This window comes from Mycobacterium marseillense (genome assembly GCF_010731675.1).
Lineage (GTDB): Bacteria > Actinomycetota > Actinomycetes > Mycobacteriales > Mycobacteriaceae > Mycobacterium > Mycobacterium marseillense.
Map to the genome: position 1 here is coordinate 1750053 of NZ_AP022584.1, position 21083 is coordinate 1771135.

The following is a 21083-nucleotide window of genomic DNA, read 5'->3' on the forward strand; positions in this document are numbered from 1 at the left end:
AGGGCTACCGGCGGCGCTTACGCAGCCGGCCCAGCGCCGCCTCGGCCGCGTGGTAGCCGCACAACCCGTGGATGCCCGCGCCCGGCGGGGTGGACTGCGAACACAGATAGACGCCCGGCACCCCGGTCGCGTACGGGTTCACCGAGACCCGCGGCCGCAGAATCACCTGCAGCCCGTCGTTGGCGCCGCCGAGGATGTCGCCGCCGATGTAGTTGGGGTTGTAGGCCTCCAGATCGGCGGTGCCCCTGCTCACGGTGGCGACGACGCGGTCGCGGAACCCGGGGGCGAAGCGCTCGATCTGGTCGACGATGGCCGCGGTGGCGTCGCCGGTGTAGCCGAACGGCACGTGCGCGTACGCCCAGATCGGGTTGATGTCGCCCGCCGAGCGCGACGGGTCGGCCAGGTATTGCTGCCCGACGAGGACGAACGGCCGTTGCGCCATGGTGCCTTGCGCGCGTTGACGTTCGGTGTCGGCGGTCTCGGCGAAGGTGCCGCCCAGGTGCACGCTGCCGGCGCGCCGGCACTCGGGGTTCGTCCACGGGATGTGGCCCTCGATGGCGAAGTCGACCTTGAAGGCCGAGGACCCCCGCCGGAAGCGCCGGTAGGCGCGTTTGACGCGGCCGGGCAGGACGTCGCCGTAGATCTGCAGCGCGGCGGCGGGCGTCAGGTCGAGCATGACGATGTCGGCGTCCGGGATGTCGCGGCGGCCGGTGACGGTGATTCCGGTGGTGATGGCGCCGCCGTGCGCTTGCAGTGCGGCGGCCAGGGCCCGCGTGATCGCGCCGGACCCGCCTTCGGCGACGGGCCACCCGTAACGGTGCCCGGCCGCCAGGAACAGCAGCCCCAGCGATGCCGTCAGCGGACGGTCCAGCCGGGTGTAGATGTGGGCGGCGGCGCCGCCGAACAGCGCGCGGGCCTGCTCGGTGCGAAACCAGCGGGCCAGCACGGTCGCCGGCAGCAGCGCGCGGGGCCCGAAGGCGGCGAGGCGGAGCGGGTGGTGCGGCACGCGCAGCACCGGGCGCAGCAGGTCCTGCGCCAGCTGATCGAATCCGGCCGCGAGGCCCCCGACGGCGAGCCGCCACCGGGTGGCGTCGATCCCCATCCCGGCGACCGTCCGATCCAGCGATTGGTACAGCACGCCGGCGGTGCCGTCGTCGAGCGGGTGCGCGCAGTCGATCTCCGGCCACTTCCACACCAGTCCGTACCGCGGCAGGTCGATCTCCTGCCAGTACGGCGAACCGACGCCGAACGGGTGCGTGGCCGAGCAGACGTCGTGGATCACTCCGGGCACCGTCAGCTCGGCCGAGCGCGCTCCCCCGCCGACGGTCTCGCCCGCCTCCAGCACCTGCACGTCGACACCGTGGCGGGCGAGATGGATCGCGGCGGCCAGCCCGTTGGGCCCGGCGCCGACGACGACTGCCCTAGCCATGGGCGCCGTCCGTGACGTGGACGGGGTAGTCGTCGCCGGGCTCGGGCCAGGGCTGGCGGCTCAGCATGCCCGCCACGTCGACGTAACCCTGCTCGATCAGTCCGGTCTTGGCGTCGACGATGCGGTAGGCCTGCGTCTGCCGGTGGATCGGTTGGGCTTCCAGGATGATCACCCGCACGTCACCGTCGTCGAAGTCGCAGCGGCGCTGCACCGCGGCCAGCAATTGTTCGTTGTGCAGGTGGCCTTCGCCGAAGTTCCAGCCGATCAGCGGCCCGGCGATGATCTCGCCGTCGCGCAGCAGGTAGTCGGCCTCGTCGGCGCCGTCCGGCAGGGCGCGCGGCACCAGCCCGCCCAGCGCGCGCCCGTGGGTGTGCATGGACCGCCAGCCCATCAGCTTGTCGATCATGAGCTCGGCGGTCTGCGGATCGTAAAGCCTCGCAAGCTGATTGGGCGCCAGGGCCGACGCCTTGGTGATGTTCGCCTCGATCTTGTCTTCGGCGCCTTTGCGCAAGCACCAGGTGCTGGTGGCCCAGTTTCCCGCGTAGTAGCGCATCGCGGGCAGGAACGAAATCTGTTGGGGGAAGAAGTTTCCCACGATCGGCACCACGGCGAGCGCGGCGATCAGGATGGCCAGTAGCAGCGGCGAGCTCAGCCCGGTGGCCGTGACCCCCGCGTAGTGACCGAACAGGTAGAACAGCGAGAAGATGAAGAAGACGTTCCACTCCAACGGGACTCCCATCGGGATGGTGGACGTGATGTTCAGGTGGAACAGCAGCATGAAGGCGATCAGGAACCACGCCCACCGATGGCCGTCGGCGACGAAGACCAACACCAGCGGAACTCCGAATTCCGCGGTGGTTCCGCCGACGTGGGCCATGACCTTCGGAATCCAGGAGGGCCGTAGGTCGTCGACGGGATCCAGGTAGAGCCGGCGCTTGAACCAGTTGAACGCCCGGCTGCGCAACAGCGGGCTGTTGCTCATCATGACCGCCACGACATACGGGAAGTGATGGTTGAGCTTGGAGGTCGCCGCGCCCCACCACAGCGCCAGCATGATGATCTTGAAGGCGGCGATCTGGTCGGTGAAACCGAAGAAGAACACCAGCAGCGTCAGCCCGTAGTGCTCGCCGCGCGCCGCCAGGAAGATGGTCTTGTCCCGCAGGCCCAACAGCGCCAGCGCGACGATCGCCGGGATGACCAGGACGGGGTCGATCAGGCCGACGTCGCCGGCCGCGGTGACCGGCCCGCCGCGCCCGGGCGAGAGCAACGCCCAGATGCCCGATGCCAGCACGACGAGGTACAGCGCGACGTCGACCACGGTGCGGTTGTCGCCGCGGGTGAACGGAACCTTGTCCGGCCAGGCCGGCAGCCGAATCGTGTTGGGCCGCAACCAATACAGAAAGCCGCCGAACGGCGGCCAGAACCGCGCGGTCAGCGGCCCCGATCCGCAGCCCAGGCCGAGGATCTCGAACAGCAGCGTGAAGACGACCACCTTCTGGTACACGATGGGCTGCGTCCACCAGTCGGCGATGTGCCCGAGATCGCCCAGGCCCGGCGTCAGCGAGATCACCGCGGCGGCGCCGGCGACGTACGCGGCGATCTTGAACACGTAGAACAGGTACACCGCGTACGGGGAGCCGAAGCCGTGCTCGACCCAGTGCCGGGTCATGATCTGGCGCCGGGTCGAACGCGGCAAACTGAGCCACGTGTGGGCGTCGACGTCGGGAAACTCCGGACTCATGAATCCCATGGGCGGCCTCGTTCCGATCGGCAAAACCAGCTGGCCCATCGAATGTATCGGCACCGTCAGGCGCGTGCGCCGATATCGTGTTCGGCCGCGAGCCGCGTCGCTTACGCCGGCGAAAATGCCGAAACACCATGACAGCGGCGCTGCCCCGGTCGCTACCATCGAGGGACTCGACTCGGCGATCAGGCCCGGCGCGAGCGTCAAGGGAGGAACGTGACCGACAGCGACAACTCCGAGGGCGGGGACATCGGCAAATTCGACCCCGTCTTGACCCAGCGCCTGATGGCGGTGATGCGCCCGGTCCTCAAGACCTACTTCCGGTCAGAGGTGCACGGCCTGGATTCGTTCCCGACCGGCGGCGCGCTGGTGGTCGGTAACCACTCGGGCGGCATGTTCCCCATGGACGTCCCGATCTTCAGCGCCCATTTCTACGACAAGCTCGGCTACGACCGGCCGGTCTACACGCTGAGCCACGACATCCTCATGACCGGTCCCACCGCGGACTTCTTCCGCCGCACCGGATACATCCGGGCCAACCGGGAGAACGCGGCGGTCGCGCTGCGGTCCGGCGGCGTCGTGATCGTGTTCCCCGGCGGCGACTACGACGCCTACCGGCCGACCCTGTCGGAGAACGTCATCGACTTCAACGGCCGCAAGGGCTACATCCGCACCGCGATCGACGCCGGCGTTCCGATCGTGCCGGCGGTGTCGATCGGCGGGCAGGAGACGCAGCTCTACCTGACCCGCGGCACATGGCTCGCCGAGCGGCTGGGCATCAAGCGGTTGCTGCGCAGCGCGATTCTGCCCGTTTCGTTCGGTTTCCCCTTCGGCTTGAGCGCCGTCATCCCGCCCAACCTGCCGCTGCCGACCAAGATCGTGACCCGGGTGCTCGAACCGATCGACATCGCCGCGAAGTTCGGCGAGGACCCCGACATCGACGAGGTCGACGAGTACGTGCGGTCGGTGATGCAGGAGGCCCTGACCGAGCTCGCCGCCAAGCGCCGCTTCCCGATTCTCGGCTGAGTCATGCCAAATCCCTTGAGCGAGACCCTCGGTCTGATCGGCACCATGCGCCGCGCGGGGCTGATCGCGCCCATGCGCCCGGATCGCTACGTTCGGATCGCCGCGGCGATGCGCCGCGAAGGCATGGGCATGACGTCCGGGTTCGCCAGCGCCGCCCAGCGCTGCCCGGATCGGCCGGGCCTGATCGACGAGCGGGGCAGCCTGACCTGGCGCGAACTCGACGAGCGGTGCAACGCGCTCGCCGCGGGGCTGCAGGGGTTGCAGTCGGGCCAGCCCCGGGTCATCGGGATCATGTGCCGCAATCACCGCGGCTTCGTCGAGGCGTTGGTGGCCGCCGATCGGATCGGCTCGGACATCCTGTTGCTCAACACCTCGTTCGCCGGACCCGCGCTGGCCGACGTGGTGGCACGCGAAGGCGTCGACGCCGTCATCTACGACGAGGAGTTCACCGCGACGGTGGACCGCGCGCTGGCCGGCACGCCCGACGCGACCCGCATCGTGGCGTGGACCGATGCCGAGCATGAGCTGACCATCGAGAAGCTGATTGCGGGACGGGCCGGGGCGCAACCGAAGCGCACCGGCCGCAAGGGCAAGATGATCCTGCTCACCTCCGGCACCACCGGAACCCCCAAGGGCGCCAAGCAATCTGGCGGCAACGCCGGCATCGGCACGCTGAAGGCGATCCTGGACCGTACGCCGTGGCGGGCCGAGGAGCCGATCGTGATCGTGGCGCCGATGTTCCACGCATGGGGGTTCTCCCAACTGCTGCTCGCGGCGTCGTTCGCCTGCCCGGTGATCACCCGGCGCAAATTTGACCCGGAGGCCACCCTGGATCTGATCGACCGGCACCGCGCGACCGGCCTGGTGGTGGTGCCGGTGATGTTCGACCGGATCATGGAGTTGCCGGTCGAGGTGCGCCGCCGCTACAGCGGCCGGTCCCTGCGGTTCGCGGCGGCGTCAGGTTCGCGGATGCGCCCCGACGTCGTCACCGCGTTCATGGACGCGTTCGGCGATGTCATCTACAACAACTACAACGCCACCGAGGCGGGCATGATCGCCACCGCCACGCCCGCCGACCTGCGCGCCGCGCCCGACACCGCGGGTCGGCCCGCGGGCGGAACCGAAATCCGCATCCTGGACCCGGAATTCAACGAGTTGCCCACCGGCGAGGTCGGCAGCATCTACGTACGCAACAACACCCAGTTCGACGGCTACACCTCGGGCAACACGAAGGATTTTCACGCCGGATTCATGTCGTCGGGCGACGTAGGGTACGTGGATTCCGCGGGCCGGTTGTTCGTCGTCGGCCGCGACGACGAGATGATCGTGTCCGGCGGCGAGAACGTCTACCCGATCGAAGTGGAGAAGGCGCTGGCCGCACATCCGGACGTCGCGGAGGCCGCGGTGATCGGCGTGGACGACGAGCAATATGGCCAGCGGCTGGCGGCGTTCGTGGTGCTGGAGCCGGGCGCCGGCGCCACCCCCGACGCCCTCAAGCAGCACGTGCGGGACAACCTCGCCAACTACAAGGTGCCCCGCGAGATCGCCGTGCTGGACGAACTTCCCCGCAGCAGCACGGGCAAGATCCTGCGCGCGGAACTGCAAGCGCGGGTAGGCGGCTGATGCGGTTCACCCGGACGATCAGAAAGCCTCGGCCGCTGGCGCGCGCCGCGCTGGAATTGGCCAACGCCGCCAACGGATTACGGCCGCTAGCCCGCAAGGGGTACAGCACCGTGCTGGTCTTCTGGTTCGGCTGGCCGGCGTCCGAGGTGCCCGGCGTGTACTTCTCGGTTTCGCTGGCCGATGTGCTGCGGCGGGGGCGCCGCGGCGACTTCGCGGGACGGCGCGGAAAGGCGGCGCTGGCCCTGACGGCGGCGTCCTGGGCCATCCTCGCGGTGATCAAGTATCGCGGCGTCACCACCCCGGGCCCCGTGCTGGAGGCGGGGCTGCGCGAGCAACTCGGCGACGACTACGAAGAGGCGCTCGAGAAACTCCCCCAATCCAAGCCCACCCGCCGCGGGCGCCGCACCCTGCCACTCGGCAATACGGTGGCGCGGCGCCGCTATGTCGAGAAGACGAACGTGGTGTCCTACGGGCCGCACGGCCGCGCCAACCTCGCCGACATCTGGCGCCGCCACGACCTGCCGCGTGACGGCAAGGCGCCGGTGCTGGTGCAGGTGCCCGGCGGCGCGTGGGTGATCGGCATGCGCCGGCCCCAGGCCTATCCGCTGATGAGCCACCTGGCCGCGCGCGGCTGGGTGTGCGTGTCGATCGGCTACCGGGTGTCGCCGCGGCACACCTGGCCCGACCACATCGTCGACGTCAAACGCGCGCTGGCCTGGGTCAAGGAGAACATCTCCCGCTACGGCGGGGATCCGAACTTCGTGGCGATCACGGGCGGGTCGGCCGGCGGCCATCTGTGTTCGTTGGCGGCGCTGACACCGAATGACCCGACGTTCCAGCCGGGTTTCGAGGAGGCCGACACGTCGGTGGTCGCCGCGGTGCCCGTGTACGGGCGCTACGACTGGTTCTCCACCGAGGGCGAGGGGCGGCGCGAATTCGTGGAGTTGCTCCAAAAATTCGTCGTCAAGCGCAAATTCGACACCCACCGCGACATCTACGTCGACGCCTCGCCGATCCGGCGGCTGCGCGCCGACGCGCCACCGTTCTTCGTGCTGCACGGCCACGACGATTCCCTGATCCCGGTGGGCGAGGCGGCCGAGTTCGTCGAGGAGCTGCGCGCGGTGTCGAAGTCGCCGGTTGCCTACGCCGAATTGCCGCATGCCCAACACGCTTTCGACATCTTCAGTTCGCCGCGCGCGCACCGGTCCGCGGAGGCCGTGGCGCGGTTCTTGTCCTGGGTGTACGCGACGCGTCCGCCCGAGCGCGACTGAGGCGGCTTTCGTCGCTCGAGCGCGGCTGAGGCGGCGGCTTTTGTCGCTTGAGGCTGTGCGCCCGGGCTGCCCGGGGCGGTGCCCCCGGGGCCGCCCGAGGCGTTGCGTCCGGAGGTGTCGCCCCGGGCCGCCGCCTTCCCCGACACGATTTCGGATATTGGAAACGCATAGCGAAATACCTTGTGTCACTGTGGTTTCAGTAGTCACAATGCGGCGATTCTTGTCAGAGGGTGTCGATAGTTTGGCGGTGTGAGTCCAACTGGTCTGCCCGATGTCGATGCGGTGTTCGACGCGCTCGATGCCGAGGTGGACCGCGCGTGCGGGTTGGTGCTTGATGCGTTGACCATCCAGCAGCAGCTGGCGGTGTTGGAGCGCTGTGAGAAACTCCGCCGGCGCCTTCCGGTCATCGAGCATCCGCTGCTCAATTCCCTTGCCCGCCAGGTCCCCTCCCAAGAACTGGGCGCCGGGCTCTCCCACGCGTTGACCGATCGCATCCTGATCAGCCGCAACGAAGCCTCCCGGCGCATCAAAGAAGCCCGCGACCTCGGGCCACGCCACGGCCTAACGGGCGAACCGATCCCCCCTGTCCTGGCGGCCACCGCCGCCGCCCAACGCGCCGGCAGCTTGGGGGCGGGCCAGGTGGCGGTGATCCGCAACTTCTACCACCACCTACCCGGCTGGGTCGACGTCGCTGCCCGCGACAACGCCGAGGCCCGACTCGCCCAGCTGGGCACCCAGTTTCCCCCCGAACACCTCGCCGCACTGGCCCGCACGATGACCAACACCCTCAACCCCGATGGCACCTTCACCGATGAGGACCGCGCCCGCAGCCGCGGGGTGAGCCTGGGTGACCAACAGCCCGATGGCATGTCGGCGCTGCGGGGCCTGATCACCCCCGAGCTACGCGCCACCCTGGAAGCCGTGGAAGCCAAACTGGGTGCCCCGGGCATGTGCAACCCCCTCGATGAGATGCCCTGTGTGGACGGATCGCCCAGCCAGGAGGCCATCGAGCGCGACCCCCGCTCAGCCGCCCAGCGCCACCACGACGCACTGCTGGCCGGGCTGCGCGCGTTGCTGGCCTCCGGCGAGTTGGGTCAGCACAACGGACTGCCGGCCTCCATCATCGTCACCACCACCCTGCAAGAGCTCGAGGCCGCCGCCGGGCGGGGACTGACCGGTGGGGGCACGATTTTGCCGATGAGTGATGTGATCCGCCTGGGCCGCCACGCCAACCACTACTTGGCGATCTTCGACAAAGGCAAAGCCCTGGCCCTGTATCACACCAAACGCCTGGCCTCACCCGGACAACGAATCGTGTTGTACGGCAAGGACCGCGGCTGCACCGCACCCGGCTGCACCGTATCCGGCTACTACTGCGAAGTCCACCACGTCACCGACTACAGCAAGTGCCACACCACCGACATCAACGACCTCACCTTCGCCTGCGGCCCCCATCACCGCGTCATCAAACCCGGCGGCTGGATGACCCGCAAAAACGCCAAAGGCGACACCGAATGGAAACCCCCACCAGAATTCGACCGCGGCCAACCCCGCACCAACACCTACCACCACCCCGAAAAACTCCTCCACGAAGACGACGAGGACGACGAAGACGACAATCCCGGGGCCGCATAACACTTCGTAAATCATCCGCGCTCGCGGCGACCCGTAGCGTCAGATCGCCAGGCAGGCTTAGCCGGAGCTGTTCTCCCCCGCGGCGGCCTTCTCGAGGTCGGTCAACGCCGGCTCGATTCGGTCGGCCATGTCGTCGATGTCGTTGGCCACCTCCGGCGTCGTCACGAAACCGAAGTCCAGGTAGTCCTGGTAGGAGAAGCAGGTGATGTTCAGCGCGACGTCCATCACCGGCGGACCCAGCGGCACCAGCGAATCCAGTTTGGCGCCGGCCATGTACAGCGGGAACGGCGGGCCGGGCACATTCGAGACAACCAGGTTGATAGGGGCCAGGTTTCGCGACAACCCGCTGGCGGTGTAGGCCCGCGCGGCCAGCTGCAACAACCCCGGCGGGGTGGTCTCGGTCAGCCCCATGATCTGATGCGCCGACAGCGCCTTGGCCATCAGCTTGGCATTCTGGGTGCTTTCGTGGATGGACCGCAGCCGCTCCCCGGGATCTTCGATATGGGTGGCCAACGAGACGGTCATCGAGCTCACCTTGTTGCCGATGTCGTCCTTGTTCTCGTCGGTGCGGGTCGATACGGGGATCTGCGCGATGAGCGGTTTGGCAGGCAGCTCACCACGTTTGAGCAAGTAGTCGCGCGCCGCGCCGGCCACCAACGCCAGCACGACGTCGTTGAGCTTGACACCGTACGCATCCTTGATGGCCTTGGCGCGGGCCAGTTCGACGCGGCAGCCGGTGATGCGCCGGTGCGGCGATACCGACGCATTGAAGCGGGTTTTGGGCGCATCGAAGTAGCGCGATGGCTTGCTGCTCACACCCAACGCGGCGATCTGTTGGCGCACGGTCTGCTCGACCAGCCGCGCGACGCGGAACGGCGTCTTGACGCCGACGTTGATGAGCGCGCCCACCGCCCGCCGCTCGATGCCCGGAATCTGCAATCCCACCAGCGATCCCACCGTCTCCTGTTGCGGCGGACGGGGTTCCGGCGTGGCGTCCAAAAGGATTTCACCCAACCCGGCGCCCGAGACCCCGTCGACGATGGCGTGGTGCATCTTGGTCAGCGTCGCCATCCGCCCGCCCTCGACGCCCTCGATCACCCACATCTCCCACAGCGGACGCGAGCGGTCCAGCTTGTAGGACATCAGCCGGCCCACGAGCTCCTCGAGCTCGCGGCGGCCGCCGGGGGAGGGAACGCCGATGCGGCGAAGATGGAAATCGACGTCGAGGTCCTCGTCCTCGACGAACCACGGCCGATCCAGCCCCAGCGGCGCGCCCGTGACCCGCCACCGCAACTGCGGCACCTCCGGCAGGCGGTCGATGAGCAACTGGCGGAGGCGCGCAAAGCTGTACTCGGAGCATTCCTTCGGGTCGCAAATCGCCAAGGCCCCCACATGCATGTGCCAGCCCGCGGTTTCCGCCGACCAAAATGCCGCGTCAACACTAGAAAGCCGTTTCATCCCCCGACCGTAGCCCCCGCCCACCCCTTGCGAACAGCGATTCGCGCGACCAGTTACGCGTCTTCTGATTGCCTGACTCCTCAGCCCGCCGCTTCGCGGCGCGCATCGTCGTCAGGCGTCTTCCAGCAAATCCGGCGTGACCGCCGACTCGGTGTCGGGAATGCCCTCGATCTTCGCCTTGCGGTCGGCCATCGACAGCAACCGCCGAATACGGCCGGCCACAGCGTCTTTCGTCATCGGCGGATCGGCGAGCCGGCCGAGTTCCTCCAGCGACGCCTGTCGGTGCTCGACGCGCAGCTTGCCGGCCGACGCCAAATGATCAGGCACGGTGTCGCTGAGGATCTCCAGCGCCCGCTCCACCCTGGCCGCCGCCGCGACCGCCGCCCGCGCCGAGCGGCGCAGGTTGGCGTCGTCGAAATTGGCGAGCCGATTCGCCGTTGCCCGGACCTCGCGGCGCATCCGGCGCTCCTCCCACACCAGCCGGGTGTCCTGGGCGCCCATCCGGGTCAGCAACGCGCCGATCGCCTCGCCGTCGCGCACCACCACCCGGTCGGCGCCGCGCACCTCGCGGGCTTTGGCGCTGACCCCGAGCCGACGCGCCGCACCCACCAACGCCAGCGCGGCCTCCGGGCCGGGGCAGCTGACCTCCAGCGCCGAGGACCGCCCCGGCTCGGTCAGCGACCCGTGCGCCAGGAAAGCTCCCCGCCACGCGGCCTCGGCGTCGCCGACACTGCCGCCCACCACCTGGGCTGGCAGCCCGCGCACGGGGCGGCCGCGGTTGTCGAGCAGCCCCGTCTGGCGGGCCAGCGCCTCACCGTCGTTGGCGACCCGCAGCACGTACCGGGTGCTCTTGCGAATTCCGCTGGCGGACAACACATGCACGACGGCGGTGTAGCCGTAAAGGTCGAAAATGTCTTTGCGCAGCCGCCGCGCGACGTTGCCGAGATCGACCTCGGCCTCCACCACGACGCGACCGCCCACGATGTGCAGCCCGCCGGCGAACCGCAGCAGGGACGTGACCTCCGCCCGGCGCGCGCTGACCGATTTCACGACCAGGCGGCTCAGTTCGTCCTTGACTTCGGTCGTCATCGCCACGAGTCGTCACCCCTTGGTCCGCTGCCGGCCGGCCCGTGCCGGCCGGCCCGTCCCCACCTGGTGGTGGGCTTGCACCGTCGACCCGAATATCCGCGGTGGCCGTGACCGGAGCCGCTTCCGGAGCCTTGTGGGCCGCCCGGACCCCGTCCAGGGCCGCCGCGAGCTTGCCTGGATCATGTAAAGGTGTACCAGGTCGGGCCACGTCGGCGAAGTGGACCTCGGCATGCAGCAGGGTCGCGGTGCGGCGCAGTTGCTCGCGTTCGCGCTCGCTCGGCACCCGGTCGGCGTCGATGATGATGTCGTGCACGGTGAATTCCGGTGCGTGCTGGGCCAGCACGTGCAGGTGACGCTCGACGGAAAAGCCGGCCGTCTCCCCCGGCTCCGCCACCAGGTTGAGCACCAGGGCACGCCGCGCGGCGGTCGCCCGCAGCGCCGCCGCCAGCTCGGGCACCAGCACATGCGGGATCACGCTGGTGAACCACGAGCCGGGACCCAGGACCACCAGGTCGGCGCCCATGATCGCGTCGACGGCCTGCCGGGTGGCCGGGGGGTGGTCGGGCAGCAGCCGCACCCGGCGCACCTTGCCCGGGGTGGTCGCGATCGCCACCTGGCCACGGATCACCCGGAACATCCGCGGGTCGCCTTCCAGGCCGGACACGTCGGCCTCGATCTGGAGCGCGATCGGGCACATCGGCAGCACCCTGCCCTTGACGCCCAGGATGCGGCCCAGCTCGTCGAGGGCGGCCACCGGATCGGCCAGCACCTCGGACAGGCCGGCCAGCATCAGGTTGCCGATCGGATGCCCGGCCAACGCGCCGCTGCCGCCGAACCGGTGCTGCAGGATGGTCGCCCACAGCCGCCCGTGTGGACTGTCAGATGCCAAGGCGGCCAACGCCATTCGCAGATCACCGGGCGGCACCACGCCGAGTTCGCTGCGCAGCCGGCCCGAGGATCCGCCGTCGTCGGCGACGGTCACCACGGCGGTGACGTACGGGGTGAGACGGCGGGCCGCCGACAACGTCGCATACAAGCCGTGTCCGCCGCCCAGCGCGACGATGCCCCGGTTGAACGGCTCGCTCATTCGCGACCCAGATCCCGGTGCAGCACCCGCACCGACAGCTGGCGATCGGCGTTCAGCAACTGCATCAATTGCTCGGCGATCGCGACGCTGCGATGCTTTCCCCCCGTGCAGCCGATGGCGACCGTCATATAGCGCTTGCCCTCCCTGCGGTAACCGTCCACGACCAGAGATAGCAGTCGATGGTAGGCGTCGAGAAACTCGGCCGCGCCGGGCTGGCTCAACACGTACTCCCGGACCGCGGGATCCTGCCCGGTGCGTGGGCGCAATTCGTCGACCCAGTGCGGGTTCGGCAGAAATCGCACGTCCATCACCATGTCGGCGTCCATCGGCAGGCCGTACTTGAAGCCGAACGACTCGACCGTGACGCTGGTGGTCGCGCCGGCGTCGCCGCCGAACGCGCGCTCGATGGTCTCGCGCAGGCCTCGCACCGACAGCGTGGACGTGTCGATGATCAGGTCGGCGGTGGCGCGCACCGACGCCAGCATCCGGCGCTCGGCGGCGATGCCCTCGGCCAGTGTCTGATCGCCCTGCAGCGGGTGGCTGCGCCGGTTCTGCTCGTAGCGGCGCACCAACATGTCGTCGGATGCTTCCATGAACACCACCCGCGGGGCGATGTTTCGGGTCGCCAGCTCCGTGCGCACCGAGTCCAGATCACCGGTGAAGCCGCGCGAGCGCACGTCCATCACGACCGCCAGCTGGGTGATCCGCGACCCCGCGTCCATGCCGAGGTCGACCATCCGGGTGATCAGCTGCGGGGGCAGGTTGTCGGCCACATACCAGCCGAGATCCTCGAGAACCTTGGCCGCCGTACCCCGCCCGGCCCCCGACAACCCCGTCACCAGAACGACGTCGATGCCGGCCGGGGTATCCACCGAGTGGCCGCCCGCCAGCTCACCGGGGCCCGTCATTGCACGGCCCTGGACTCATCGGGCGCCGGCTCGGCGGCTTGCTCGGGCCGCAGCGCCTCCAGGACGGCGGTCGCGGTGGCGACGCCGATGCCGGGAACGGCGGTGATCTGGTCGACGGTGGCCTCCTTGAGGCGGGCTATCGATCCGAAATGGGTGACCAATGCCTTACGGCGATGTTCGCCCAATCCTGGCACCGAGTCCAGCACCGATGCCGTCATTCGCTTGGATCGCTTGCTGCGATGGTAGGCGATCGCGAACCGGTGCGCCTCGTCGCGCACACGTTGCAGCAGGTAAAGCCCCTCGCTGTTGCGCGGCATGATGACGGGGTCGGGTTCCGAGGGCACCCACACCTCTTCCAGCCGTTTGGCCAGCCCGATCACCGCGACGTCGGTGATGCCGAGCCCTTCGAGCACCGCGCTGGCCGCGTTGACCTGCGGCGCGCCGCCGTCGACGACGTACAGGTTCGGCGGATAGGCGAAGCGGCGGGACTTCCCTTCCGGCGAAAGCATATTCGGGTCGTTCTGTTCGCTCACGTGCCGCGCGAAGCGGCGGCGGGTTACCTCGGCGATGGAGGCGACGTCGTCGGAGCGGCCCTGCCCGGCGGCCTCGCGGATGGCGAAATGCCGGTAGTCCGATTTGCGCGGCAGGCCGTCCTCGAACACCACCAGCGAGCCCACCACGTCGGTGCCCTGCACATGGCTGATGTCCACACATTCGATGCGCAGCGGCGCCTCGGACAGGCCGAGGGCTTCCTGAATGTTCTGCAGCGCAGCGGATCTGGCGTTGAAGTCACCTGCGCGCCTCAGCTTGTGTTGCTGCAGAGCTTCTTTCGCGTTGCGCTGCACGGTTTCGGCCAGCGCGCGTTTGTCACCGCGGCGCGGCACCCGCAGCGCCACCCGGGACCCGCGCAGGGCCGACAACCAGCTCGTCAGCTCGTCGGCGTTGGACGGCAGGCAGGGCACCAGTACCTCGCGTGGCACGGGGTTCACCGATTCGTCTGCGGCGCCACCCAGTTCGGCCTGCTCGCCATAGAACTGCGTCAAAAACTGCTCGACCAACTGCTCCTCGCCGGAATCGCCTGGGTCGGCGGACTTTTCGACGATCCACCCGCGCTGGCCGCGGACCCGGCCACCGCGCACGTGGAACACCTGCACCGCGGCCTCGAGATCGTCGTCGGCGAAGGCCACCACGTCGGCGTCGGTGCCGTCGCCGAGCACCACGGCCTGCTTTTCCATCGCCCGCTTCAGCGCGCCGAGGTCGTCGCGCAGCCGCGCGGCCCGCTCGAAGTCGAGCCGCTCGGCCGCGGCGTTCATCTGCTGTTCCAGCTCGCGGGCGAACCGGTCGGTTTTACCGGACAGGAAGTCGCAGAAGTCGTCGACGATCTGGCGGTGCTGTTCGGCGCTGACCCTGCCGATGCACGGCGCCGAGCATTTGTCGATGTAGCCCAGCAGGCACGGACGGTCGATCTGCTTGTGCCGCTTGAACACTCCCGCCGAACAGGTGCGCGCCGGGAACACCCGGGTGAGCAGGTCCAGCGTTTCCCGGATGGCCCACGCGTGCGAGTAGGGGCCGAAATAGCGGACGCCCTTGCGGCGCGGGCCGCGATAGACCATCAGCCGGGGGAATTCCTCGTTGAGGGTGACCGCCAGCACCGGATAGGACTTGTCGTCGCGGTAGCGGACGTTGAACCGCGGGTCGAACTCTTTGATCCAGTTGTATTCGAGCTGCAGCGCCTCGACTTCGGTGTTGACCACCGTCCACTCGACTTTGGCCGCGGTGGTCACCATCTGCCGCGTTCGCGGATGCAGGCTCGAGATGTCGGCGAAGTACGACGTGAGCCGACTGCGCAGGCTCTTGGCCTTGCCGACGTAGATCACCCGGCCGTGCTGATCGCTGAACCGGTACACGCCGGGCTCGACCGGGATGGACCCGGGCGCGGGGCGGTACGTGGCGGGATCTGGCACAGATCCAGGCTAGTAGCCGGGGACGACGTGCCGAGAAAGGCGGGGCGCGTGCGGGTGCCGGTCTACTGTGGTGCCCACGAACATTTCGGGAGGCCGGAAAGGGTTGGGAGGAAACTTGGCCGCCGAGTCCTCGCTCGCCTGGTTGCTGCAGCCAGTGTCGGTCGACACGTTCCTCGACGAGATCTGGGCGAGACGGCCCCACCACATCCAGCGCGCCGACCCGCGCTACTTCGATCGCCTGCTGCCCTCGGTCGACGACCTCCTCGACCAGATGCAACCGGAACCGTCTGCGATGCGGCTCGTGAAGGGCGGCCAGGACATGGATCCGGCGAGCTACCGCCGCGGCGACGGCAGTCTCGACCCGGCCCGGGCCCGCGACGGCCTGGCCGACGGGTACACCATCGTGCTGAACGGTCTCGAGCGGTACCTGCGCACCGTCGCTACGCTGTCGCATTCCCTCGAGGTCGAGCTGAATTTCCCGACGCGGGTCAACGCCTACGTCACGCCCCCGGACTCCACGGGCTTTGTCCCCCACTACGACCCGCACGACGTGCTGGTCCTGCAGATCCAGGGGTCCAAGACGTGGCAGGTGTCCACCGGCGCGCCGGTGCCGCCACACGAGATCCAGAGCCGCAAAGGGGTCGGGACGGACGGGCCGGCGCCGGCGACCGAGGTGCGCCTGCGCGCCGGCGACGTGCTGTATCTGCCGCGCGGCCAAGTGCATTCGGCCGAAACGCACTCGGAGCCGTCGCTCCATTTGACGATCGGTCTGCACGCGCCGACCGTGCTCACGCTCGTCACGCACGCGCTGTACGCGCTGAGTTTGCGCGACCCCGGTCTGCACGCCCGCTTGTCACCGCGGCACCTGGACGACGCGGACGTCCGCGCCGGGCTGGGCGACCTGGTGCGCGACACCCTGCGAACCCTCGGGGGGCCCGGCATCGTCGAGGACGGTCTCGGCGCGTTGGAGGACGTCCTGGCCCGGCGCGGCCGGTGCCCACCGGTCGGACGGGTCAGCGACACCGTCGGAATCGACGCACAGACGCTGGTGCGCAAGCACCAGCCGCTCTACGCGCGGGTGACCCGCTCCGCCGATCGCGTTGTCCTGCACTTCGCTCAGTTGTCCGTGGCCGCCGGGCTCGACCACGAGGCCGCGATGCGGTTCCTCGCCGCGAGCACCGAGCCGTTCCGGGTCGGCGAGCTGCCTGGTCTGAGCGCCCCGCAGCAGGCGGGGCTGGCTCAGACGCTCCTGCTCAACGGATTCCTCGCGCGGCTGTCCAAAGACTGACAATTAGCTTCGCATTTCCGGTGAAATCCAGGAATGCTATCCGTATTTGCGGATCTTCTCGGGATAAGCTTCACGGCATGCGGACCATCGTCCGCACGCGGACGCCCTTACCGCTTAGCTGACCCGTCGCAGCCCGTGGACGCGTCGGTTGACTTGGTAGCACGCGATATCGGCGCCCAAGCCTTCGAACGAGATCGCAGTTTCGCAACGACGAGGGTGGCCAACAATGACGATGCCGATCTGGGCGGCCTTCCCGCCGGAAGTGAACTCGGCGGCGCTCTCCACCGGCCCGGGGCCCGCGTCGTTGCTGAACTCGGAGACGGCGTGGCTGACGTTGAGTCAGGAATACGATGCGGCGGCCCAAGAACTCAGCGACTTGTTGGCCGAGGTGCAGGCCGGGACGTGGCAGGGTCCCACCGCGGAGAAGTTCGTGGCCGCGCACGTGCCGTACCTGGCCTGGCTTTTACAGAACAGCGCCAACGCCACGGCGGCGGCCCTCGAGCACGACACCGTGATCGCGGCCTACGACGCCGCGGTGGCGGCCATGCCGACACTGGCGGAGATCGCAGCCAACAAAGCTCTGAACGCCTCGCTGATAGCGACGAACTTCCTTGGTGTCAATACGATTCCGATCGCGCAAAACGAGTTCGACTATTTGCAGATGTGGCTGCGGGCGGCCACCGCGATGGCAACGTACGAAGCGATCTCCCAGACCGCGATGACGTGGGTCCCGCCCACCGCGCCGCCCCCGGCGATCCAGCTGGCCAACCCGCCTAACCAAGATGCGGGCGGGGGGGCAGATCAGTTGAGCTGGTGGGTAGATCGCGTGGAAATGGTCGCCCAAGAACTCCACTCGGACCTGAGCTCTGGATCCAACCCGTCCACGGCCATCCACTCCCTGCTGACCGACCCGCTGCTCCTCAAGGTTCCGCACTGGGCGGGCGAGTCGCTCTACACGTTCATTCCCCAAGTGCCGCAATTGACGCAGCTCTCGGTCGGGCTGATCGTCCCCTTCCTCCCCGTCGCCGGGGCGGCCGGCCTGGCGGGACTGGCCGGCCTGGCCGGCGTCGCGCAGCCCGCGCCCGCGCTGCCGGGGGTGGCGGCCGCGCCGGCGCCCTCCCACACCGGAGCGCCCGTCGCGATGGCGCCGGGGCTGAGCACACCCGCCCCGGCCCCGGCGCCGGCCCCGGTGCCCGCAGCCACACCGGCGGCGGCCCCGGCATCCGTCGCGGCGCCCGCGGCGCCACCCGCGACGGCGGTCCCGGGCTTCAGTGCCCCGTACGTCGTCGGCCCGCCGGGCCTCGGGGCCGGTGCGGAGGTCCGCGCGACCGCGCGGGCCGAGCGGAAATCGGTCGAGCCCGCCGCCGCGGCCGCGGCGGCCGCCCCCGCCCAGCGGGACCAGGCCCGCCGCCGGCGCCGCCAGCGGCAGGGCATGGTCGACCCCGGGCACCGCTACGAATACCTCGACACGGACCCGAACCCGGATGCCGCCGGCAAAACCCCGGCGACCGCCTCGGACCGGGGCGCGGGGCCCCTGGGGTTCGCCGGCACCGCCCGCGGCGCGGACGCCGCCCCCGTGGGGCTGACCACAATCGCCGGCGATCCACTGGGCGACGGACCCCCAATGCCGCTGCTACCGAGCAGCTGGGGCCCCGAAAGCGAACCCCCGGACACGGGGCGGGCGGACGCCCCCTGAGCACCCCGAACGCGTTGCCGGCGGTTTGGGCGGCCTCCGTTCTGGCTACCAAGCTTCTAACTCAACGTTAGAGTGGGGGCACAGCAATGGAGGGAGTCCGTAAATGATGAAGCGCTCGTTGGCCAAACTGGCCGTCACCGTCGGCGGCCTGGCTTTGGCGTCGACCGCTGGGGCCGGGGTCGCATCCGCCAGTCCTGATTACGGTCCGATGATCAACACGACCTGTAGCTACGACCAGGCGATGCGGGCGGTGCACGCCGAGAACCCGATGGCCGCTCAGTACCTCGACCAGTCGCCGCCGAACCAGCAGTTCTTGCAGCAGTACCTGGCTTCGTCGCCCGATCAGCGCGTGAATCTGCTGCACGCGATCGAGCACAACCAGGGGGCCCAGCAGGCCCTGCCGATTTTCCAGCAGATGATGACGGACTGCACTCGCTACTGAGTGCCTCCGATAGGCGTATTCCGACTCAAGCGTTAGGTCGTCAGGCGGCGGGCCGCTGCGGATAAGCAGCGCGCCCGCCGACCTGTTCGGCGCTCACGGGGCCTGCAGGTCCGGCCGATAGCGCGCCAGCAGCGCGCGCACTGTGTCCATGGCCTCTACCGCGCGGCCCTTGTCGACGGCCTGGATGGCCATCACCGGGATGTACTCGTCGTCGGGCAGGTCGATGCGCGCCCAGCGGTGTCCCACCGGAAACGAGACGTCGACGACATCGGGCCACTCGATCAGCTTGTCCCCCAGCAGGTTTCGCACCGACACGCCCGGTGGCCCGACCCGCAACCGGGGGCGGGCGAACAACAGCACGATGCCGGCGATGACCACCCCGAGCACCGCGATCGCCACCTGGTCGGCGGTCTGGAAAACGACGCCGGTGGACCTTGCCTTGAGCAACAGGCCCACCAGGATGTGCGCGCCGGCGATGAGTACCGCCGCCCCGTAGGCGAATAACGGCGTGCGGTGGGGACGCAGCACCGCGTCCCAGGTTTCGCGGTCGGGTGGCGACGTCACGGCCGGGCGCGCAACTCGCGCAGGGTGAGCGCCGCGGACAGCGCCGCCCCGGCCGCCTGCGCGCCCTTGTCCTCGTCCGACGCCGGAAGCCCAGCGCGATCGAGCGCCTGCTCCTCGTTGTCGGTGGTCAGCACGCCGTTGGCCACCGGCGTCGATGCGTCCAGCGAGACCCGGGTCAGGCCCTGGGTCACCGCGTCACAGACGTACTCGAAATGCGGTGTCTGCCCGCGGATCACGACGCCCAGCGCGACGACGGCGTCGTGGGTGCGGGCGAGCTCCTGCGCCACCACCGGGATTTCGATGGCGCCGAGCACGCGGACCACGGTGGGGTTGTCGACACCCGATTCGGCGGCCACTTTGCGCGCGCCGGCCAGCAGCGCGTCGCAGATCTCGCTGTGCCAGGTGCTGGCCACGATGCCGAGTCGAATACCTGAGGCGTCAAGCGCCGGCACTTCCGGCACGCCGGCGCCACCACTCATCGGCGCCGCTCTCCCCCGCCAGCGGGATCGGGGAGGCTCACAACGCCCCGCCGAATTCACCCGGAAGATGGACGGATTCGTGAAAGTCATCCAGCCCCGCCAGATCGTGACCCATCTTGTCCCGCTTGGTCATCAGGTAACGGATGTTCTCCGCGTTGGCGCGCACCGGAAGCGGTACCCGCTCGATGATGTGCAGGCCGTACCCGTCCAGCCCGACGCGCTTGGCCGGGTTGTTGGTCAGCAGCCGCATCGAGCGCACGCCGAGGTCGACCAGGATCTGAGCACCGATCCCGTAATCTCTTGCGTCGGCAGGCAATCCGAGCTTGAGGTTCGCATCGACGGTGTCTTCGCCCGCGTCCTGCAGCTGATAGGCCTGCAGTTTGTGCATCAGGCCGATGCCGCGGCCCTCGTGGCCGCGCATGTAGAGCACGATGCCGCGCCCCTCGCGGGCGACCATCGCCATGGCGGCGTCGAGCTGGGGCCCGCAGTCGCAGCGGCGAGAGCCGAAGACGTCACCGGTCAGGCACTCGGAGTGCACGCGCACCAGCACGTCGTCACCGTCGGCGTTCGGCCCGGCGATCTCGCCGCGAACCAGCGCGACGTGTTCGACTTCCTCGTAGATGCTGGCGTAGCCGATGGCACGAAACTCGCCGTGCCGCGTCGGGATCCGGGCCTCGGCGATGCGGGCGATGTGCTTCTCGTGCTTGCGCCGCCACTCGATCAGGTCGGCGATGGTGATCATGGCGAGGTCGTGTTCGTCGGCGAACACCCGCAACTCGTCGGTCTGGGCCATCGAGCCCTCGTCTTTTTGGCTGACGATCTCGCAGATGGCGCCCGCGGGCTGCAGACCGGCCATCCGGGCCAGGTCGACCGCGGCCTCGGTGTGACCGGGCCGGCGCAGCACCCCACCGTCCTTGGCGCGCAACGGAACCACGTGACCGGGCCGGGTGAAATCGTCGGCGACGCTGGTGGGGTTGGCCAGCAACCGCATCGTGGTGGCGCGGTCCGAAGCCGAAATTCCGGTTCCTACACCATCTTTCGCGTCCACCGTGACGGTGTAGGCGGTGCCGTGCTTGTCCTGGTTCACCGCATACATCGGCAACAGCCCCAGGCGGTCGCAGATCGCCCCGTCCAGCGGCACGCACAGGTATCCCGAGGTGTAGCGGACCATGAACGCCACCATCTCCGGCGTCGCCTTCTCGGCGGCGAAGATCAGATCGCCCTCGTTCTCCCGGTCCTCGTCGTCAATGACGATGACGGCCTTGCCGGCCGCAATGTCGGCAACCGCCCTCTCGACGGAGTCCAACCTCGTCATCTCTGCTACCTCGCCGTCCCCGCTGTCCGGCGGGAACACTGTCAAAACGGCTCACACGAGAAGCC

Annotated in this window: 16 protein-coding genes and 1 pseudogene; 7 read left to right on the forward strand and 10 right to left on the reverse strand. The window is 69.1% G+C overall.

What is annotated here, in order from left to right; genetic code table 11:
* Positions 1-4: 4 nt before the first annotated feature.
* Complete coding sequence (locus tag G6N26_RS07450; RefSeq protein WP_067168520.1) at positions 5-1429, reverse strand: phytoene desaturase family protein; 1425 nt, start codon at positions 1427-1429, stop codon at positions 5-7.
* A complete protein-coding gene (locus tag G6N26_RS07455; protein WP_083020352.1) occupies positions 1422-3179 on the reverse strand; it encodes a DUF3556 domain-containing protein in 1758 nt (585 codons plus the stop codon). The genes G6N26_RS07450 and G6N26_RS07455 overlap by 8 nt, the downstream gene beginning before the upstream one ends.
* Positions 3180-3389: 210 nt before the next feature.
* On the opposite strand from G6N26_RS07455, the gene G6N26_RS07460 reads away from it, so the two are divergent.
* From G6N26_RS07460 to G6N26_RS07475, 4 genes are all read left to right on the forward strand, one after another.
* Positions 3390-4199: a lysophospholipid acyltransferase family protein gene (locus tag G6N26_RS07460; protein ID WP_067168517.1), complete on the forward strand. Its 810-nt coding sequence runs from the start codon at positions 3390-3392 to the stop codon at positions 4197-4199.
* 3 nt (positions 4200-4202) lie between these two features.
* The gene (gene fadD12, locus G6N26_RS07465) at positions 4203-5822 is read left to right on the forward strand and encodes an acyl-CoA ligase FadD12 (RefSeq protein WP_083020344.1); all 1620 of its coding nucleotides are present in this window, start codon (positions 4203-4205) and stop codon (positions 5820-5822) included.
* The gene (locus G6N26_RS07470; protein ID WP_067168513.1) at positions 5822-7093 is read left to right on the forward strand and encodes an alpha/beta hydrolase; all 1272 of its coding nucleotides are present in this window, start codon (positions 5822-5824) and stop codon (positions 7091-7093) included. Before fadD12 ends, G6N26_RS07470 begins: the two co-directional genes overlap by 1 nt.
* Before the next feature lie 249 nt (positions 7094-7342).
* A complete protein-coding gene (locus G6N26_RS07475; RefSeq protein ID WP_163648751.1) occupies positions 7343-8728 on the forward strand; it encodes an HNH endonuclease signature motif containing protein in 1386 nt (461 codons plus the stop codon).
* A gap of 57 nt (positions 8729-8785) precedes the next feature.
* Here the strand turns inward: G6N26_RS07475 and G6N26_RS07480 are convergent, their stop codons facing one another.
* The 5 genes and pseudogenes from G6N26_RS07480 to uvrC all read right to left on the reverse strand — a co-directional run bounded on the left by G6N26_RS07480 (position 8786) and on the right by uvrC (position 15234).
* The gene (locus G6N26_RS07480; protein ID WP_067169553.1) at positions 8786-10186 is read right to left on the reverse strand and encodes a WS/DGAT/MGAT family O-acyltransferase; all 1401 of its coding nucleotides are present in this window, start codon (positions 10184-10186) and stop codon (positions 8786-8788) included.
* Positions 10187-10297: 111 nt separating this feature from the next.
* Positions 10298-11275: a DNA-binding protein WhiA gene (gene whiA / locus G6N26_RS07485; RefSeq protein ID WP_082991322.1), complete on the reverse strand. Its 978-nt coding sequence runs from the start codon at positions 11273-11275 to the stop codon at positions 10298-10300.
* Positions 11272-12362 (reverse strand): annotated as a pseudogene (gene yvcK, locus G6N26_RS07490) (uridine diphosphate-N-acetylglucosamine-binding protein YvcK). The gene whiA and the pseudogene yvcK overlap by 4 nt, the downstream one beginning before the upstream one ends.
* On the reverse strand, positions 12359-13270 hold the full coding sequence (rapZ, locus tag G6N26_RS07495; RefSeq protein ID WP_083019556.1) for an RNase adapter RapZ: 912 nt from the start codon (positions 13268-13270) through the stop codon (positions 12359-12361). Before rapZ ends, yvcK begins: the two are co-directional and overlap by 4 nt.
* Positions 13267-15234 (reverse strand): excinuclease ABC subunit UvrC, encoded by a 1968-nt coding sequence (gene uvrC / locus G6N26_RS07500; RefSeq protein ID WP_083019554.1) that lies wholly within the window; start codon positions 15232-15234, stop codon positions 13267-13269. Before uvrC ends, rapZ begins: the two co-directional genes overlap by 4 nt.
* 115 nt (positions 15235-15349) lie before the next feature.
* On the opposite strand from uvrC, the gene G6N26_RS07505 reads away from it, so the two are divergent.
* From G6N26_RS07505 to G6N26_RS07515, 3 genes are all read left to right on the forward strand, one after another.
* Complete coding sequence (locus G6N26_RS07505) at positions 15350-16522, forward strand: cupin domain-containing protein (RefSeq protein WP_083019551.1); 1173 nt, start codon at positions 15350-15352, stop codon at positions 16520-16522.
* 226 nt (positions 16523-16748) lie between these two features.
* Complete coding sequence (locus G6N26_RS07510; RefSeq protein ID WP_083019549.1) at positions 16749-18218, forward strand: PPE family protein; 1470 nt, start codon at positions 16749-16751, stop codon at positions 18216-18218.
* A gap of 103 nt (positions 18219-18321) precedes the next feature.
* The gene (locus G6N26_RS07515; RefSeq protein WP_064936546.1) at positions 18322-18660 is read left to right on the forward strand and encodes a hemophore-related protein; all 339 of its coding nucleotides are present in this window, start codon (positions 18322-18324) and stop codon (positions 18658-18660) included.
* A 93-nt stretch (positions 18661-18753) separates the two neighbouring features.
* On the opposite strand, the gene G6N26_RS07520 is transcribed toward G6N26_RS07515, so the two are convergent.
* From G6N26_RS07520 to G6N26_RS07530, 3 genes are read right to left on the reverse strand one after another with little or no spacing between them, the layout of a single operon-like run.
* Entirely contained in the window at positions 18754-19224 is a 471-nt protein-coding gene (locus tag G6N26_RS07520; RefSeq protein ID WP_083019547.1) for a PH domain-containing protein, read from the reverse strand.
* On the reverse strand, positions 19221-19703 hold the full coding sequence (ribH, locus tag G6N26_RS07525; RefSeq protein ID WP_067168798.1) for a 6,7-dimethyl-8-ribityllumazine synthase: 483 nt from the start codon (positions 19701-19703) through the stop codon (positions 19221-19223). Before ribH ends, G6N26_RS07520 begins: the two co-directional genes overlap by 4 nt.
* 37 nt (positions 19704-19740) lie before the next feature.
* Positions 19741-21018: a bifunctional 3,4-dihydroxy-2-butanone-4-phosphate synthase/GTP cyclohydrolase II gene (locus G6N26_RS07530; RefSeq protein ID WP_067168808.1), complete on the reverse strand. Its 1278-nt coding sequence runs from the start codon at positions 21016-21018 to the stop codon at positions 19741-19743.
* Positions 21019-21083 lie beyond the last annotated feature (65 nt).

Excerpts from the sequence above, each read along its gene's own strand:
- G6N26_RS07530 (WP_067168808.1), bottom strand. The coding sequence starts at position 21,018 with ATGACGAGGTTGGACTCCGTCGAGAGGGCGGTTGCCGACATTGCGGCC.
- whiA (WP_082991322.1), bottom strand. The coding sequence starts at position 11,275 with ATGACGACCGAAGTCAAGGACGAACTGAGCCGCCTGGTCGTGAAATCG.
- rapZ (WP_083019556.1), bottom strand. The coding sequence starts at position 13,270 with ATGACGGGCCCCGGTGAGCTGGCGGGCGGCCACTCGGTGGATACCCCG.
- G6N26_RS07450 (WP_067168520.1), bottom strand. The coding sequence starts at position 1,429 with ATGGCTAGGGCAGTCGTCGTCGGCGCCGGGCCCAACGGGCTGGCCGCC.
- G6N26_RS07470 (WP_067168513.1), top strand. The coding sequence starts at position 5,822 with ATGCGGTTCACCCGGACGATCAGAAAGCCTCGGCCGCTGGCGCGCGCC.
- G6N26_RS07455 (WP_083020352.1), bottom strand. The coding sequence starts at position 3,179 with ATGGGATTCATGAGTCCGGAGTTTCCCGACGTCGACGCCCACACGTGG.
- fadD12 (WP_083020344.1), top strand. The coding sequence starts at position 4,203 with ATGCCAAATCCCTTGAGCGAGACCCTCGGTCTGATCGGCACCATGCGC.
- ribH (WP_067168798.1), bottom strand. The coding sequence starts at position 19,703 with ATGAGTGGTGGCGCCGGCGTGCCGGAAGTGCCGGCGCTTGACGCCTCA.
- G6N26_RS07510 (WP_083019549.1), top strand. The coding sequence starts at position 16,749 with ATGACGATGCCGATCTGGGCGGCCTTCCCGCCGGAAGTGAACTCGGCG.
- G6N26_RS07515 (WP_064936546.1), top strand. The coding sequence starts at position 18,322 with ATGATGAAGCGCTCGTTGGCCAAACTGGCCGTCACCGTCGGCGGCCTG.
- G6N26_RS07480 (WP_067169553.1), bottom strand. The coding sequence starts at position 10,186 with ATGAAACGGCTTTCTAGTGTTGACGCGGCATTTTGGTCGGCGGAAACC.